The sequence below is a fragment of the Halobacillus sp. genome, from assembly GCF_049282395.1.
GTDB lineage: Bacteria > Bacillota > Bacilli > Bacillales > Halobacillaceae > Halobacillus.
Genome location: NZ_JBAPTY010000383.1, coordinates 1 through 14537, shown reverse-complemented (window position 1 = coordinate 14537; position 14537 = coordinate 1). Strand labels below are relative to the sequence as shown.

Sequence of the window (14537 nt, the reverse complement as noted above, 5' to 3'; positions counted from 1 at the left end):
GGATTTGTTCCTTTACACGAGGATGATCATCCACAAATTCTTTAAAGCGCTGGACATTCGGGTGCAATTCATTTGTACTCATAAGTTCACACCTCACTGTTAGATCTACTCTATAGCCTATGCACCTAAAATAAGGACGTTCTTATCTTGTGAAGGAAATTTGAGAAAAGCAGGACTTTCTAGTCTAATTTTTCAAATCCATTGATTTTAAATTTTCCACCCTCTCTCGTGAATGTGAATCGATATGTTTCTTTTAAAATATCTGTTCCAAAGGAGCGTTTGATTTCCAAAGTTAAGTGAAATCTATAGTAATCCCGAGTTATTTCAATCGTATGTATGTCGACTAATTCTCCTTTTGGAAGTTGTTCAGTTTGTAAAGTGGCAAAGGCCATCATTTCCGTCATCATTGCTTTAATCTTTTGTTCACGTTCCTTATCCGACTGTATTTCTTCGTTAACCTGAAAATAGGATGCTGCCTGTTTCACACCCACTTCTTCTAGATGATTCGAGGAATAATAATAAGGAGAATAAAGCTGGTAACTGAAAAATAAGAGGATGACACTAGATAGGAGAGTCTTTACAATAAAAGTGTACCTGAAAGAACGCAGCCATTTACTCAATCGGACTCCAATCCAAAGACTAGCTGCCACCACACTAATCGAAGCAACTAAAAGGAGTGCCTGATTGCCGTCCAAAAATGTAAAATTATTAACGTTCAACACGAATATGTAGAATAAAAACAGCGAGATCAACACGATAAACATATCATCTGCAAACTTGCGCATAGCTCTTAAACCATTCCCCCTTTCTAAAGCTATTCTTGGGTTTCCGTAAATCGTTCTTTGATGCGCTTAGCTTATCACAGGTTTAAGTCTGCTTCATATACAATTTTACATTTTACTTAACTTATACTTGCAACAGGTACTGCTCTTAAGGGAAATACAAAGTGTACTGGTGCCTATATATTTTGGATTATTTTAACTTTATTGATTCCAAAAATACCGCTATCGCTTCCTTTGTACAAATAAAAGACCTGCTGAAAGCAGCAGGTCTTCCTATTGAATCACTTAATGAAGTTCAGGGCGTTCAGAAATGTCTTGAAGAGCTACGCCAGCCGCATGGTCTGACATATCTTCTACAGATAAATCACCAAGAGAGATGATCCCTGATAATTTTCCATTTTCCACGACTGGAAGTCTGCGGATTTGATGCTCAGCCATTATTTTACTCGCTTCTTCAAGCGTAGTCTCTGGGCTACAGTTGTATAAACGATCGCTCATGACCTGCTGGATTGGAGTAGTTTCTGGTTTCTTATCGGCATAACCACGCAGAACTAAGTCACGGTCGGTTACCATACCCATCAACTGACCCTGATTATCGCATACAGGAACAGCCCCTACGTTCTTCTGTTTCATAATTTGAGCAGCTGAACTAAGCGTATCATCCGTACGGCATACAGATACATCACTAGTCATTATGTCTTTCACTGTTTTCATAGGAAATCCTCCTTATAGTAATTCAATATCAATGATTAGTGTCCCCATTTCAACAAAATTATTACATGCAACCATGATCCTTATGTAGTATAATTAAATAGATAACGTCTATAATGCTGAATAAAGGCGTATAAGAAATCTCAGAAATTGCAAGTTCAGCTTTTTCGTACTAAAATTAATGAAATACATACTATTTGTGAGGTGGAAGAGATGAAACTAGAAAGCACAGGTTTAGATGGACTGGTTGTAGATTTCAAACCCTTAACGGAACTAATGGAAAGTAACGGTTTCATTCTAGGTGGATCCTGGGATTACGAACGTGTGACCTACGACTATAAATTGGATGCTCCAGAGAAAAACGTGACTTATTACGTACGCGTACAGGGCTTTGCCATTGAAGGGGATGTCGACCGTGGTGATGCAGTTATCCGATTGATGGATCCTCTACTGGGACGTCACTACTATCCGCACGGCGTGGAATACGGCGAACAGGAAGGCTTTTCTGAAGGTATTATTGAAAAAGCAAGAAATTTAATTAAGAAAATTCAGGAGCCTGCGAATAAATACCACAATCAGGTACCTGAGCATATCGTGCTTGAGAAACTAACCAAATGGGCGGAAGAAAACCAGAATCAGGAAGTTCTTGAAAAAGTTAAAGAGCTTTCCAACAACCCGGAACAGCGTAAATAAACACTTCCGATGGTAGTCGCCCATTCGATGTTCGGAATGTTCCAATGGAGTCGCACATCATTACTTAAATGATGAGCGGCTTTTTTTAAAAATGCCTTCCAGATTTGTCGAGTTGGTTTAGGGAAAGGAGATCCATACATAAATTGTTCCGATATCTAACTAAAAAACAATGGGTCCTCATAGGGCTTTTCATACTACTTATCATTGCGGGATATTATATACTGCCAGTCTCTATCCCATTAATTTTAGCTCTGGTGACCGCTTTATTCCTTAACCCATCCATTCGATGGATGCAATTCAGGTTCCGAATGAACCGAAAAATGGCTGTTACAATTGTATTCTTGCTGTTTCTAATCTTTCTGGGTTTACTCGGGACGTTTGCGGTTACGAGGGCCGTTGCTCAAATTGTTCAGCTTGCCGACCATGCGCCGGAATATATTAATCAAATGAATCAGGTACTTCTGAATTGGCAGAACAATATGGACAGTTTCACCCGCAATATGCCCCAGGAATTCGTCGATAAAGTAGCGAATGAATTGACGAATGCTTTTGATCGCACTACTACGGCTATTTCCCAGCAGCTGCAGCTATCCAATATTGCGTCTGTAGCTGCCAAAATACCTGAATACTTAGTCAGTTTTCTTGTATATTTAATTGCTTTATTTTTATTTATGCTGGAACTGCCCCGCCTCAGGGAAAAAATGCATGCTGGTTTTACGGAAGCTACTTCTGAGAAAGTTAAGTTTATGAATGCACGTTTAGCGTATGTAGTTTTTGGTTTTTTAAAAGCCCAGTTTTTAGTGAGTATCATCATATTTATCGTTTCTTTAGCTGGATTGTTATGGATAGCTCCCGAAGTGGCTCTTATCATGTCACTGATTATATGGATGATTGATTTCATTCCTATCATCGGCTCTATCGTTATTCTTGGACCCTGGTCGGTGTATATGATGATTATTGGGGACATTTCTATGGGTGCTAAGCTCGGTATATTGGCGATTACCTTGTTAGCCATTCGCAGAACGGTCGAGCCGAAGGTTATGGGTCGCCATATCGGGCTTTCCCCCCTTGCTACTTTGATAGCCATGTATCTTGGCCTCCAATTGATAGGGCTGGTTGGTTTTATCTTAGGTCCACTGGTGGTCATTGCCTTCAATTCCGCCAAAGAAGCCGGAATTATTAAATGGAATTTTAAACTATAAAAACAAAAGCCTGAAGCTAAATAGCTTCAGGCTTTTTATAAGCCTTCTTTATAACAGTCAGGCTTTGGGTTATGCACCTTTCTTTCCTTTTTAAATAGTAGAATATCTCCGGTTTTTCCAGTATGAGAAAAACCATTATTGATCAGCACTTTCTGAGAAGCAATGTTTTCTCGATCACATTCTGCCTCCACACCCTTTACTTCAGGATGACTAAACGCCCATGTACATAAATGATCCACAGCTTCAGAAGCGTAACCTGTATTTCTTTCTGAACTAACGATGTGATATCCAATTTCAATTATTCCATTATCATCAGGCCTGCCTTTAAATCCAATATCACCTAAGACACGTTTTCCTGATGCATCCATTATAACCCAGGGTCCAAAACCAAATTCTTCTTTGTCCTGTTCAAGTTTTTCTGCGTAAATAGGCATAATAGCCTTCAAACCATAATGAGGCCAATTTTTATTCCAGGGGAGCTGATATTTATAATAAAAGGACAGGGGATTTTTCATTAGCGTTTGAGCTAACTCCAATGAAACAGGCATCAACCGCAGGCGTTCTGTGTATATACTCATACAGTTCCATTCCTTTCCTATGTATGCTCACGTTATAATAGTCTTCTATATACCTGTTCTTCCACTCCCTTAAACAACCTAAACGTTCAATAAAAGCCTTTTAAAAAGATAAATTTTCTCTAAAGCCTTATAGAAGGAGCGAAAACCGTAGTAAACTTAATAAGCTAAAAAAAGCAGCGCAACGCTTTGAACACGTTCGCTGCTTTTTTTAAAATTTCTACGTCCCTAATATAGCTTTTATCATGCTGGTTGTCGTCCCGCCGTCATAAATAATGTATAAAAGTAAGTACACCGCTACACCTGTAATAGCAGTAAAAAACCAGATGATACTGGTTACCGGTCCTACTTTACGGTGCTTAGGAATTTTGCGTTTATACGCAAGCGTTAAGGTAATAATTCCGAACACCGCGCCTACTGTGGCCAATATGATATGAAAGATCAGAAAAACCGTATAATAAATTTTGATTTCATCTGGACCACCGAAACTAGTATTTCCGACAAAAATGGTCCGGCTCACATAAATAATAAAAAACGTTAACGCGCTGATGGCTCCGGCAACCATCACTTTTTTATGAGCGACTCTCTTATTCTTCGCGATGAGTAGCCATCCAATGGCAACGAGTACAGCACTTAACACAATAAAAAAAGTACTAAGGGTCGGTAATATTGGCATCTTTCCACCTCTTTTCGGACAACTGAAAACAATTGGTCAGGGAAAGTCTATTCACTGTTATAGACTTTCCCTGATCTTATGATTCGCTTGGTATATGAGCAGGTATTGGATCAATTGTGTTTCTCTCCTGGTTAAACCAGCTGAAGAATATATAGGCAATGATCGCTCCGAAAATTATTTCTTGAGTAATTTTCATGATGATCCCGCCCAGTTGCTGATCTTCAACTAAAGGCATTGGCGTAAAATAACTCGGGCCGCTTAAGTTGGCTGCGATATCATTTAATACATTAGCAGGCACACATAAGCTCATCGCCTGAATCCAGGCCCCGGATTGGGAATAGGTTTCGTATAAAGGAGTTCCTGCAAAAATAATTAATCCACACGCAGGAGTTATAAGTACTCCATTGGCAAAGATAAAACCAATCTTCATGATCGGGCTGAGTCTGTTCAACTCTTCTAGTGGTGGGAATACAGACACCCACATTACAAAAGCAGTAAACAGTATGACCGTAGTAATAATAGCGTGCGCAATATCGTCAGATTTGGCAAAGTCAAAAATAACAGGCATGTGGTAAAGAGAAAATAACCCGTTAAACAATAGAAGCGACAATAGGGGCTTCGTGAAAAACCTTAATATATTTCCGAGTCCTTTAACTTGGAAAAGCTTCTTCCAGATCCAGGACGGCAATCCTTTAATGACGAGTATCGGGAATAGCAGATAATAAAGGGCCATCTGCGTCATATGGGCCGTAAACATAATATGACCTAACAGGTCCACAGGAGAGCCCTTAATAGCGTAAAGCAGGACCATACCTGAATAAAACATCACTTGTTGTGATATAGAAGGATGTTCCACCCCTTCCGGTCTTTTTGGTCCGGTTATATAAAAATAAAGAGCCGCTAACAAACAGACAAATAATAAATAAAAAGGACTCCATAATGCTCGAAAGCCGAATATTTGAAGTTCTAACCACATTGGCATCTCACCTCAGTTTAATTTCTTTCTTCTCTATTTTAACTAACTTTATCCAAAAAAACGAGTCCTTCAAAGGGAGATCACGGATTGTTCATAATTTAGCCATAACTTTCGCAGGCATACAAAAAGACCGGGGACCCGGTCTTTTTGTAATAAGTTACCTATTATCTTTTAAGTTAGATTACCACCAGATAATGGAGGAAAAAGTGATAATGGTAAGTCCTGCTACTGCAGCACCACCATACATCATTAAGGCAGGCATATTATGTCCTTTATTCTTCATGTGCATAAAGTAATAAAGCTGGAATGCCACCTGTACAATCGCCAGGATAATTAATGTTGGGATGACGAAGTAGGAATTCACTTCCATGATCACCATGCCAAAAGCTACAAAGGTAAACAGAATCATAAGCACGAAGGTGATAACCTGTTGCTTCATCTCTTCTTTATGCTGTTTCTTTTCATATTCCATCTGTCTTGTAGGCTTCGAATGGGAGCTATTTGCCATTGATTAACCCACCTTTCCCATAAGGTAAACGACCGTAAAGATAAATACCCATACGACGTCAATGAAGTGCCAGTAAAGGCTTGCTACATAGAATTTCGGAGCGTTATATAAATTCAAGCCGCGTTTTTGATTCCGGAGCATTAGAGAAACGATCCAGGAAAGTCCAAATAGAACGTGGCCTCCGTGAAATCCGACCAGGGTGTAAAACGATGAAGCGAAGGCCGAAGACCCAAAGGTAAACTCATACTCATGAATATAGTGAAGAAACTCATATATTTCACACCCTAGAAAACCAAGTCCCAGTAGGACCGTAATAGCCAACCATGTCTGCATTTTACGAAAGTCCTGGTTTTTCATATGATAAATCGCATAGACACTAGTAAGTGAACTCGTCAAAAGCATCATAGTCATGAGGAAAACCAGCTCAAGCCCAAATAGATGTTCAGGAGTATTTTCACCAGTTGTGGAACTATTTAAAGCAATATAAGTTCCAAATAAGCTGGCGAATAGTACAGTTTCTCCGCCTAGGAAAAACCAAAAAGCAAGAAATTTATTTCTACCTTCAAGGGTGGCTTTTTCTGGATCATGCGGCATTTGTTTTGGATTCAGTACATCTTCATGACTCATTATTTGCCAACCCCTTTCTTAATATCCTCTTCCAGCTCTTCTTTATGAATATGGTGCCCAAGATCATCTTTCAGAGAACGTGTGAGCATCGAACCAAAGGTTATTGCCATCCCAATAACGGAAGCCACAAGCCAAGTCTTATCATCGGTTTGATAAATAAATCCAAAACCTGCTATAAATAGTCCCACTGACGTTGTGAACGGCAGAATGGAAGCGTTAGGCATGTGAATGTCCCCAAGTGGTTCTGCTGGTGTCATACTGTCTTTACCTTCTGTTTTTTCCACCCATAGTGGGTCTAATCCACGTACTAATGGAGTTTGTACGAAGTTGTAGTGCGGTGGTGGTGAAGGCATTGTCCATTCTAACGTACGTCCGTCCCAAGGATCGCCGTCCGCTTTCTTCTCCTTAACTGATGTGTACACAACATTAATTAAGAAGATAACTGAACCAATAGCCATTAAGAAAGCGCCAATCGTACTAATCATATTACCTGCTTCTAGTCCCTGACCTTCAAGGAAAACCCAGTAACGTCGCGGCATTCCCATTAATCCAAGAAAATGTTGGATAAAGAAGGTTAAGTGGAAGCCGATAAAGAACGGCCAGAATGCCAATTTACCAAGTTTTTCATTAAGAACTTTACCAAACATTTTCGGCCACCAGTAATGTAGTGCTGCGAAAATACCAAAGACAACACCACCGACAATAACGTAGTGGAAGTGACCTACTACGAAATAAGTATCATGGTACTGGAAGTCAGCTGCTGCTGCTGCAAGCATAACACCCGTCATGCCTCCAATAGTAAAGGAAGGAATGAACGCTACAGACCAGAGCATAGCTGATGTCATTCTAATCTGACCGCCCCACATCGTAAAGAGCCAGTTAAATATTTTTATCCCAGTCGGAACAGCAATCGCCATCGTTGCTACAGCAAATATGGAGTTGGCAATTGGTCCCATTCCTACGGTAAACATGTGGTGAGCCCACACCATGAAACCGAGAAAACCGATCAGCACAGTTGCGAAAACCATAGCTGAGTAACCGAACAACCTTTTTTTAGAAAAGGTCGAGAATATATCACTAAATGCTCCGAACAAAGGAAGAATTAATATATAAACTTCGGGGTGTCCGAATATCCAGAATAAATGCTCCCAAATAATAACGTTACCGCCTTTGGCTACATCAAAGAAGGCAGCACCAAACATGCGGTCAAACATCATTAGAAACAACCCTACTGTTAAAGCAGGGAAAGCAAATAAAATCAAAGTACTAGTGACAAGCGTAGACCAGGTGAACAGCGGCATGCGCATATATGTCATACCCGGCGCTCTCATATTAACAACAGTTACCAGGAAGTTAATACCACCGATCAGTGTACCAGCCCCTGAAATCTGCAGCCCCATTACATAATAATCGACTCCATGGCCCGGTGATGTAGTCGATAGCGGTGCATAGTTTGTCCAGCCCGCATCAGGAGCTCCTCCTGTAAACCAGGAAACGTTTAGCATTAATCCGCCAAATAGAAACAGCCAGAACCCTAAGGAGTTCAAGTATGGAAACGCTACGTCACGAGCTCCAATCTGCAGCGGAACCACCGCATTCATTAAAGCGAATATAAGCGGCATGGCTGCTAAGAAAATCATGGTCGTACCATGCATCGTAATCATTTCATTATAAAGCCCGGCAGAGATGAAATTGTTATCTGGTTTCATCAATTGAATTCGTATTAACATGGCTTCAAGCCCGCCGATTAAGAAGAATAGACCTCCTGCTACCAAGTAAAGATGTGCAATCTTCTTATGGTCCACAGTAGTCAAGTAATCCCAAATCGCAGCGCCGAGCCCACCTTTTTGTGCTGCTGTAGTACTCACGCTTTAACCTCCCTTTTCAAACCTCTTTCTCATTTTTGATACTAGCTAACTTACTTATCTGTATTTCGTGTAGGAACATCGTTTCCGATATCCGAATGTTTAAGTTGAAGTAAATAGTCAGCAATTTTACTTGCTTCCTCTTCGCCTACAATATTTGCAGGCATGTTATTGCCCGGCTTGAATTCATTCGGATTAACAATCCAATTTACCAGGTTTTCTTTAGACGGTTCCAAAATACCGGCAATTTTCTCGCGGTTTCCAAAGTTGGTTAAATTTGGTCCGACGCCTGCCGAGGAGCCTCCGACTGCATGACAGCTCATACAGTTATTGTTAAACAATTCCTGACCCTCCTGAGCTGATGTAGTCTCCGGTGTGGCTTCAGGATCTACGTTCTGCATGTCTTCTTTCCATTGTTCGAATTTATCAGGACTAACCGCCACAACCCGGAAATCCATCAGGGAGTGGGAAGGACCGCAAAGTTCTGCACAATGCCCCCAATAAACTCCTTCTTCATATGCTTCTAAGTACATTGTGTTCATGTTCTCACCAGGGTTTGTATCCATTTTTCCGGCAATGGAAGGAAGCCAGAAAGAGTGAATAACGTCACTGGATTTAAGATTTAAGTATACGCGTTCTCCTGTAGGGATGTACAACTCCTGACTTATGGCAATTTCCTCTTTTGGATAGTTAAAATGCCACCAGTACTGATTTCCTGTAACTTCAATCGTCATAGCGCTTTCATCTTCCTGAGATGATTGATCTGCTAGATCAAAGGTAGCCTGTACAGTAGGTACAGCTAATACAAGAAGCAAAATTATTGGAATTACTGTCCAAATCACTTCTAGAGCTTTATTACCTTCCGTTTGCTTAGGAATAATGTTTTCCTGACCTTTCTTTGCGCGATAACGGATTAGGACAAATGCATAAATGGCCATTACGATAACGAATACAAAAATCATGATCGCAATGCTGATCATCATAAGATCTAATAATAACTCCGCTCCGTAACCCTTAGGTTTCAAGGCACTCAGATTATCTACACCACAACCCGACAGGATTAAGGTAAGAGCTCCGAAAAGCGCCAGAGTACGGAATTTTCCCATCCAACCTCTCATAAGTGATACCTCTCTTTCTCTTGTAAGTACTTTATTTATTAAGGAACTGACTCAATAAAATATTGAGTCAGTACTTTAAAAAGGAAACGGCAGAGTGACTACAACCATCATTAAAAACATGATCGTCAAATAATTCAAAGAATAAACAAACATCCAAGTAGCCCATTTGTAATCATCTTTCATAAAGAAGCCGTAGATGCCAAGAACCAGCCATCCCGCTGACAGCGTGAAGGCAATAATTAAAAAAATGCTGCCTAATGAAGCCAGATATATTGGCAGCGGAAGTAGACAAGCTACATAGATGACGATTTGACGCTTCGTCATTTCAAATCCATGCACAACAGGTAGCATGGGAATACCAGCCGCTTTATAGTCTTCCTTTTTCTTCATGGCTAATGCCAGAAAATGAGGCGTCTGCCAAATAAACATGATTAAAAACAAGATGATGGCTTCAAGCTGAAGTCCAGGATCTATTGCTGCCCATCCGATTAATGGAGGTACAGCACCTGAGAAACTTCCAATCACCGTGTTTATAGTGTACCGTCTCTTTGACCACATCGTATAAAGTACGACGTAAACAAACCATCCAAACGCTCCAAAGAGCGCGGCTTCCACCGTGGTAAATAACAGAACCACTACCCCAAGAAGGGATGTGCCGATTCCGAGTCCTTTAATGAGAGATAATGACATTGTTCCCGTTACTGTCGGACGATTCTTTGTACGTGACATTATCGGATCGATATCTCTATCATACCAATTATTAAGAATACACCCACCCGCAATTACTAAAGCGGTACCGGCCATGGTCAACAAGAAGGTGACCCAGTGGTCTATAAAAGAAGATCCTGTGAAATGTAAAGCAAGCCAGAATCCTGCAAATGTTGTTATTAAATTGGAATTGATGATACCTACTTTAATCAGACTCTTTATATCAGCTAACATTGAAGATTCACGGACAGGAGTCTGCCCGATCATATCTGTAGAAGCGGATTCGACTGTTCTAGGGTTGTCCATCGTAATATCCTCCTCCTTCTACCTTCTTTACACTTCCTTTACATCTTCTGGGGAAAGCGTAAAGTCGAGAGCTGTTTCTGCCTTAAAATCCTTTTAGGACAAGAAACATCAAGGTAATTGTATCATGGAATTGACCTTCTATCTATTTAAACAATAGATTTTTATTAATTTGTGACAAATCTGTGACATCTTTAACAGGTCAAAAATCCACGTTTATACCTATTGTAACGTAAAGCAGACCTTCACAGGTTTACATTTATTGACTATTTCTTGACGATTGTCATCCACCTACTTATTTCTAGCAAATTCCAGACCGGAATGCAAGGTTTCCTCTATAAAAAGTAAAAATAATATTACATTCTCGGTGATGATTTTCCCAGAGCTTTCTAAACTTTTCGATCAATTTGACTCTTTAACTCAAGTAGCAGTTTTTAAAAATATCCCATGCTTCAGGATCCCTTTAATGTTTGGACCATTTTAAGCAATAATCTCTTATAGAAAACAACCAACAACGTTTAAAATCTCGTTCCTGTTAATATGTACCGTAACGGAAAAACTCACTAAACGTAGGGGCGCCAATTTCCTTTTATTGTATTCACCTATACCTATGTATACACCATAAAAACGATCTGCCCTGGTTGAACAGGCAGATCGTCCACACTCTATTACTCAAATTCAATTAAGAGATCCCCAACATGAATTGCTTCATTATTTTCCACATAAATATCCTTGATTACACCATCAAATGGAGCCTGGACGGTCGTCTCCATTTTCATTGCTTCCGTAATCATCAGGTGGTCTCCTTTTTTCACATTTTCACCTTGAGCAGAAATTACTTTAATAACCGTTCCGGGCATACTGGCGCCGATATGTTTTGTATTTGATTTATCTGCTTTAGGGCGCTGGTGCACAGTGGCTTTAACATTTTCGTCTCGCACCACTACTTCACGCGGTTGACCATTCAACTCAAAATAAACGGTCCTTGTACCATCCACTTGCGCTTCACCTATTGAAACCATTTTTACAATCAGCGTTTTCCCTTGTTCAATTTCCACTTCTATTTCTTCACCGAGGCGCATTCCATAGAAAAACGTAGGCGTATCCAGTACGGACATATCTCCATACTGCTCTGTGAATTTTTGATAGTCCATGAAAACTTTTGGATAAAGGGCATAGCTGATCATATCAAAGCTTGTCACTTGACGATCCAGTGAATGAAATAATGTCTCTTTCAGGTTATTGAAATCTACAGGGTCCAGGAGCTCTCCCGGTCGAACCTGAAGCGGCTTTCTGCCCTTAAGAACAATACGCTGCAACTCTGCAGGAAATCCTCCGTAAGGCTGGCCAAGATAACCTTGGAAAAATTCTACTACACTGTCTGGAAAATCCAGAGAATCACCACGTTCATATACATCATCTTCGTTCAACCCATTTTGAACCATGTAAAGCGCCATGTCTCCCACGACTTTTGAAGAAGGCGTCACTTTTACAATATCACCGAACATGTCATTCACACGACGGTACATTTTTTTCACTTCATCCCAGCGGGGACTTAACCCTACTGCTTTAGCCTGCTGCTGAAGGTTACTATACTGTCCCCCAGGCATTTCGTGTTCATATACTTCTGTATGAGGGGCCATCATGCCGCTTTCGAAATCAGCATAATATTTTCTCGTATCCTCCCAGAAGTGCCCAAGCTTTTCATAAGACTGGATATCAACTTCAGGCTTTCTTTCACTTCCTTCAAGGGCATAGTACAGGCTATTTGCACTTGGCTGTGAGGTTAAACCTGCCATCGGTCCTGCAGCTACATCCACCACATCCACTCCTGCTTCTACGGCTTTAGCATAGGTAAAGATGCCGTTTCCACTTGTATCGTGAGTATGCAGATGAATGGGGATATCGATCGCTTCCTTAAGGGTGGTGATTAGCTGATAAGCAGCTTCGGGTTTTAAAAGTCCTGCCATATCTTTAATACCTAAAATATGCGCGCCCGCATCCTGTAACTCTTTCGCTACTTTCTTATAATAATCCAGATCATATTTAGGTCTTGTGGAATCGAGAATATCACCGGTATAACAGACAGCAGCTTCTGCAACCTTATTGTTCTGGCGCACAGCATCAATGGTCAGTTTCATGCCTTCCACCCAGTTAAGACTGTCAAAGATACGGAACACATCAATACCTGCATTGGCACTTTTTTCAACAAATTCACGAATCAGATTATCCGGATAATTTTTGTAACCAACAGCATTGGAAGAACGCAGCAGCATTTGGAAAAGGACATTAGGCGCCTGTTCTCTTAATTTAAGCAATCGCTCCCACGGGTCTTCCTTTAAGAAGCGGTAGGATACATCAAACGTAGCTCCGCCCCACATTTCCAGTGAAAACAACTGGGGAAGCAGCCGGGCAGTTGGTTCCGCGATATTCTCTAAATCCTTAGTTCTGTCTCTTGTAGCAAGAAGAGACTGATGAGCATCACGGAAAGTTGTATCCGTCAATAATACTTCAGGACGCTCCTTCAGCCATTCTGCTAAACCTTCCGGCCCTCTTTCATTCAGAATCTGCTTTGTACCTATCGGCATAGATTCAGAGTATTTGAGGTTTGGTACTCTTGGGTTATGAAAAGTGGGCTTTTTCCGGTTTCCATAGCCCTCAAATCCATTGATCGTTCGATCAGCTATATAGGACAACATCTTGGTCCCGCGGTCTTTTCGTTTAGGAAAGACAAATAATTCAGGAGAACGGTCGATAAACATCGTATTATATTCACCGTTCAAGAATTGCTTGTGCTGAATCACATTTTCCAGGAAAGGAATATTCGTTTTAATGCCCCGAATCCTGAACTCTTTTAAATTACGGACCATTTTATGCGCAGCCTGGTCAAAATTCAATGCCCATGTTGATAATTTAACGAGCAGAGAATCGTAGTAAGGAGAGATGACAGCACCCTGAAACCCATTTCCCGCATCGAGACGTACACCGAAGCCTCCTCCGGTCCGGTACGCCATAATCTTACCAGTATCCGGCATGAAATTGTTAAGCGGATCCTCGGTCGTAACCCGTGACTGAATGGCATATCCATGCGTTCTGATTTCGTCTTGGTGAGGGATCGCAACTTCTGAGCTATGTAGAGCATGACCCTCAGCTATCAGGATTTGAGTCTGAACGATGTCGACTCCCGTAATCATTTCCGTAATGGTATGCTCTACCTGGACTCTTGGATTGACTTCTATAAAATAAAATTCGTCCCCCGTTACTAGAAATTCAACGGTTCCTGCATTGATATAACCTACGTTATCCATGAGCTGAACGGCAGCATGACAGATCTTTTCTCGTAACTGTACGTTCAAAGAAACGCTGGGTGCCACTTCGACCACTTTCTGGTGACGACGCTGCACCGAGCAGTCTCTTTCATAGAGATGAACAATGTTTCCTTCATGATCTCCGATAATCTGAACTTCAATGTGCTTTGGTTCTTCTATTAGTTTTTCTACATAAACGTCATCACTGCCAAAGGCTGCTCTGGCTTCAGAGCGAGCTCGGTCATAGGACTCTGATAACGTTTCAGCACTTCGTACGACCCTCATCCCTCGTCCACCGCCGCCCATAGCAGCTTTGATCATGAGTGGGTATCCATGTTTATCTCCAAATTCCCGAATTTCCTCCAAGTCTTCCACCGGTCCATCGCTTCCAGGAATAACAGGTATGTCTGCTTGCACAGCCTGATCTCTTGCTTTTACTTTGTCACCGAACATGTTTAAATGTTCACTTGTCGGCCCAATAAAGA

13 protein-coding genes are annotated in these 14537 nt (G+C 41.0%); 2 read left to right on the top strand and 11 right to left on the bottom strand.

What is annotated here, in order from left to right; translation table 11 throughout:
• Positions 1-179: 179 nt before the first annotated feature.
• Complete coding sequence (locus tag WAM07_RS16010) at positions 180-785, bottom strand: hypothetical protein (RefSeq protein WP_422168420.1); 606 nt, start codon at positions 783-785, stop codon at positions 180-182.
• A 282-nt stretch (positions 786-1067) separates the two neighbouring features.
• Entirely contained in the window at positions 1068-1496 is a 429-nt protein-coding gene (locus tag WAM07_RS16005; RefSeq protein WP_014643085.1) for a CBS domain-containing protein, read from the bottom strand.
• 210 nt (positions 1497-1706) lie between these two features.
• On the opposite strand from WAM07_RS16005, the gene WAM07_RS16000 reads away from it, so the two are divergent.
• Together WAM07_RS16000 and ytvI are read left to right on the top strand one after the other, a co-directional pair.
• Positions 1707-2186 (top strand): YugN family protein, encoded by a 480-nt coding sequence (locus tag WAM07_RS16000; protein ID WP_422168419.1) that lies wholly within the window; start codon positions 1707-1709, stop codon positions 2184-2186.
• Positions 2187-2329: 143 nt separating this feature from the next.
• Positions 2330-3388, top strand: coding sequence for a sporulation integral membrane protein YtvI (gene ytvI / locus WAM07_RS15995; RefSeq protein ID WP_422168418.1), 1059 nt, complete (start codon positions 2330-2332; stop codon positions 3386-3388).
• Between the two features lie 35 nt (positions 3389-3423).
• Here the strand turns inward: ytvI and WAM07_RS15990 are convergent, their stop codons facing one another.
• The 9 genes from WAM07_RS15990 to pyc all read right to left on the bottom strand — a co-directional run.
• Positions 3424-3966: a GNAT family N-acetyltransferase gene (locus tag WAM07_RS15990; RefSeq protein ID WP_422168417.1), complete on the bottom strand. Its 543-nt coding sequence runs from the start codon at positions 3964-3966 to the stop codon at positions 3424-3426.
• Positions 3967-4183: 217 nt separating this feature from the next.
• Positions 4184-4639 (bottom strand): DUF420 domain-containing protein, encoded by a 456-nt coding sequence (locus WAM07_RS15985; RefSeq protein ID WP_422168416.1) that lies wholly within the window; start codon positions 4637-4639, stop codon positions 4184-4186.
• Positions 4640-4715: 76 nt separating this feature from the next.
• On the bottom strand, positions 4716-5615 hold the full coding sequence (gene ctaG / locus WAM07_RS15980; RefSeq protein WP_422168415.1) for a cytochrome c oxidase assembly factor CtaG: 900 nt from the start codon (positions 5613-5615) through the stop codon (positions 4716-4718).
• Between the two features lie 181 nt (positions 5616-5796).
• Positions 5797-6123, bottom strand: coding sequence for a cytochrome c oxidase subunit IVB (gene ctaF, locus WAM07_RS15975; protein WP_014643079.1), 327 nt, complete (start codon positions 6121-6123; stop codon positions 5797-5799).
• 3 nt (positions 6124-6126) lie between these two features.
• Positions 6127-6750, bottom strand: coding sequence for a cytochrome c oxidase subunit 3 (locus tag WAM07_RS15970; protein WP_422168414.1), 624 nt, complete (start codon positions 6748-6750; stop codon positions 6127-6129).
• Positions 6750-8618 (bottom strand): cytochrome c oxidase subunit I, encoded by a 1869-nt coding sequence (gene ctaD / locus WAM07_RS15965; RefSeq protein WP_422168413.1) that lies wholly within the window; start codon positions 8616-8618, stop codon positions 6750-6752. The genes WAM07_RS15970 and ctaD overlap by 1 nt, the downstream gene beginning before the upstream one ends.
• Positions 8619-8668: 50 nt before the next feature.
• Complete coding sequence (coxB, locus tag WAM07_RS15960; RefSeq protein ID WP_422168412.1) at positions 8669-9733, bottom strand: cytochrome c oxidase subunit II; 1065 nt, start codon at positions 9731-9733, stop codon at positions 8669-8671.
• Between the two features lie 75 nt (positions 9734-9808).
• A complete protein-coding gene (gene cyoE / locus WAM07_RS15955) occupies positions 9809-10747 on the bottom strand; it encodes a heme o synthase (RefSeq protein ID WP_422168411.1) in 939 nt (312 codons plus the stop codon).
• Between the two features lie 665 nt (positions 10748-11412).
• A partial coding sequence (pyc, locus tag WAM07_RS15950) for a pyruvate carboxylase (RefSeq protein ID WP_422168410.1) occupies positions 11413-14537 on the bottom strand: 3125 nt, incomplete at its 5' end.

Bases quoted from the DNA above. Each gene is read 5' to 3' on its own strand.
- WAM07_RS16010 (WP_422168420.1), bottom strand. From the start codon at position 785: ATGCGCAAGTTTGCAGATGATATGTTTATCGTGTTGATCTCGCTGTTT.
- WAM07_RS16000 (WP_422168419.1), top strand. From the start codon at position 1,707: ATGAAACTAGAAAGCACAGGTTTAGATGGACTGGTTGTAGATTTCAAA.
- ctaF (WP_014643079.1), bottom strand. From the start codon at position 6,123: ATGGCAAATAGCTCCCATTCGAAGCCTACAAGACAGATGGAATATGAA.
- coxB (WP_422168412.1), bottom strand. From the start codon at position 9,733: ATGAGAGGTTGGATGGGAAAATTCCGTACTCTGGCGCTTTTCGGAGCT.
- ctaG (WP_422168415.1), bottom strand. From the start codon at position 5,615: ATGTGGTTAGAACTTCAAATATTCGGCTTTCGAGCATTATGGAGTCCT.
- WAM07_RS15990 (WP_422168417.1), bottom strand. From the start codon at position 3,966: ATGAGTATATACACAGAACGCCTGCGGTTGATGCCTGTTTCATTGGAG.
- WAM07_RS16005 (WP_014643085.1), bottom strand. From the start codon at position 1,496: ATGAAAACAGTGAAAGACATAATGACTAGTGATGTATCTGTATGCCGT.
- cyoE (WP_422168411.1), bottom strand. From the start codon at position 10,747: ATGGACAACCCTAGAACAGTCGAATCCGCTTCTACAGATATGATCGGG.
- WAM07_RS15970 (WP_422168414.1), bottom strand. From the start codon at position 6,750: ATGAGTCATGAAGATGTACTGAATCCAAAACAAATGCCGCATGATCCA.
- WAM07_RS15985 (WP_422168416.1), bottom strand. From the start codon at position 4,639: ATGCCAATATTACCGACCCTTAGTACTTTTTTTATTGTGTTAAGTGCT.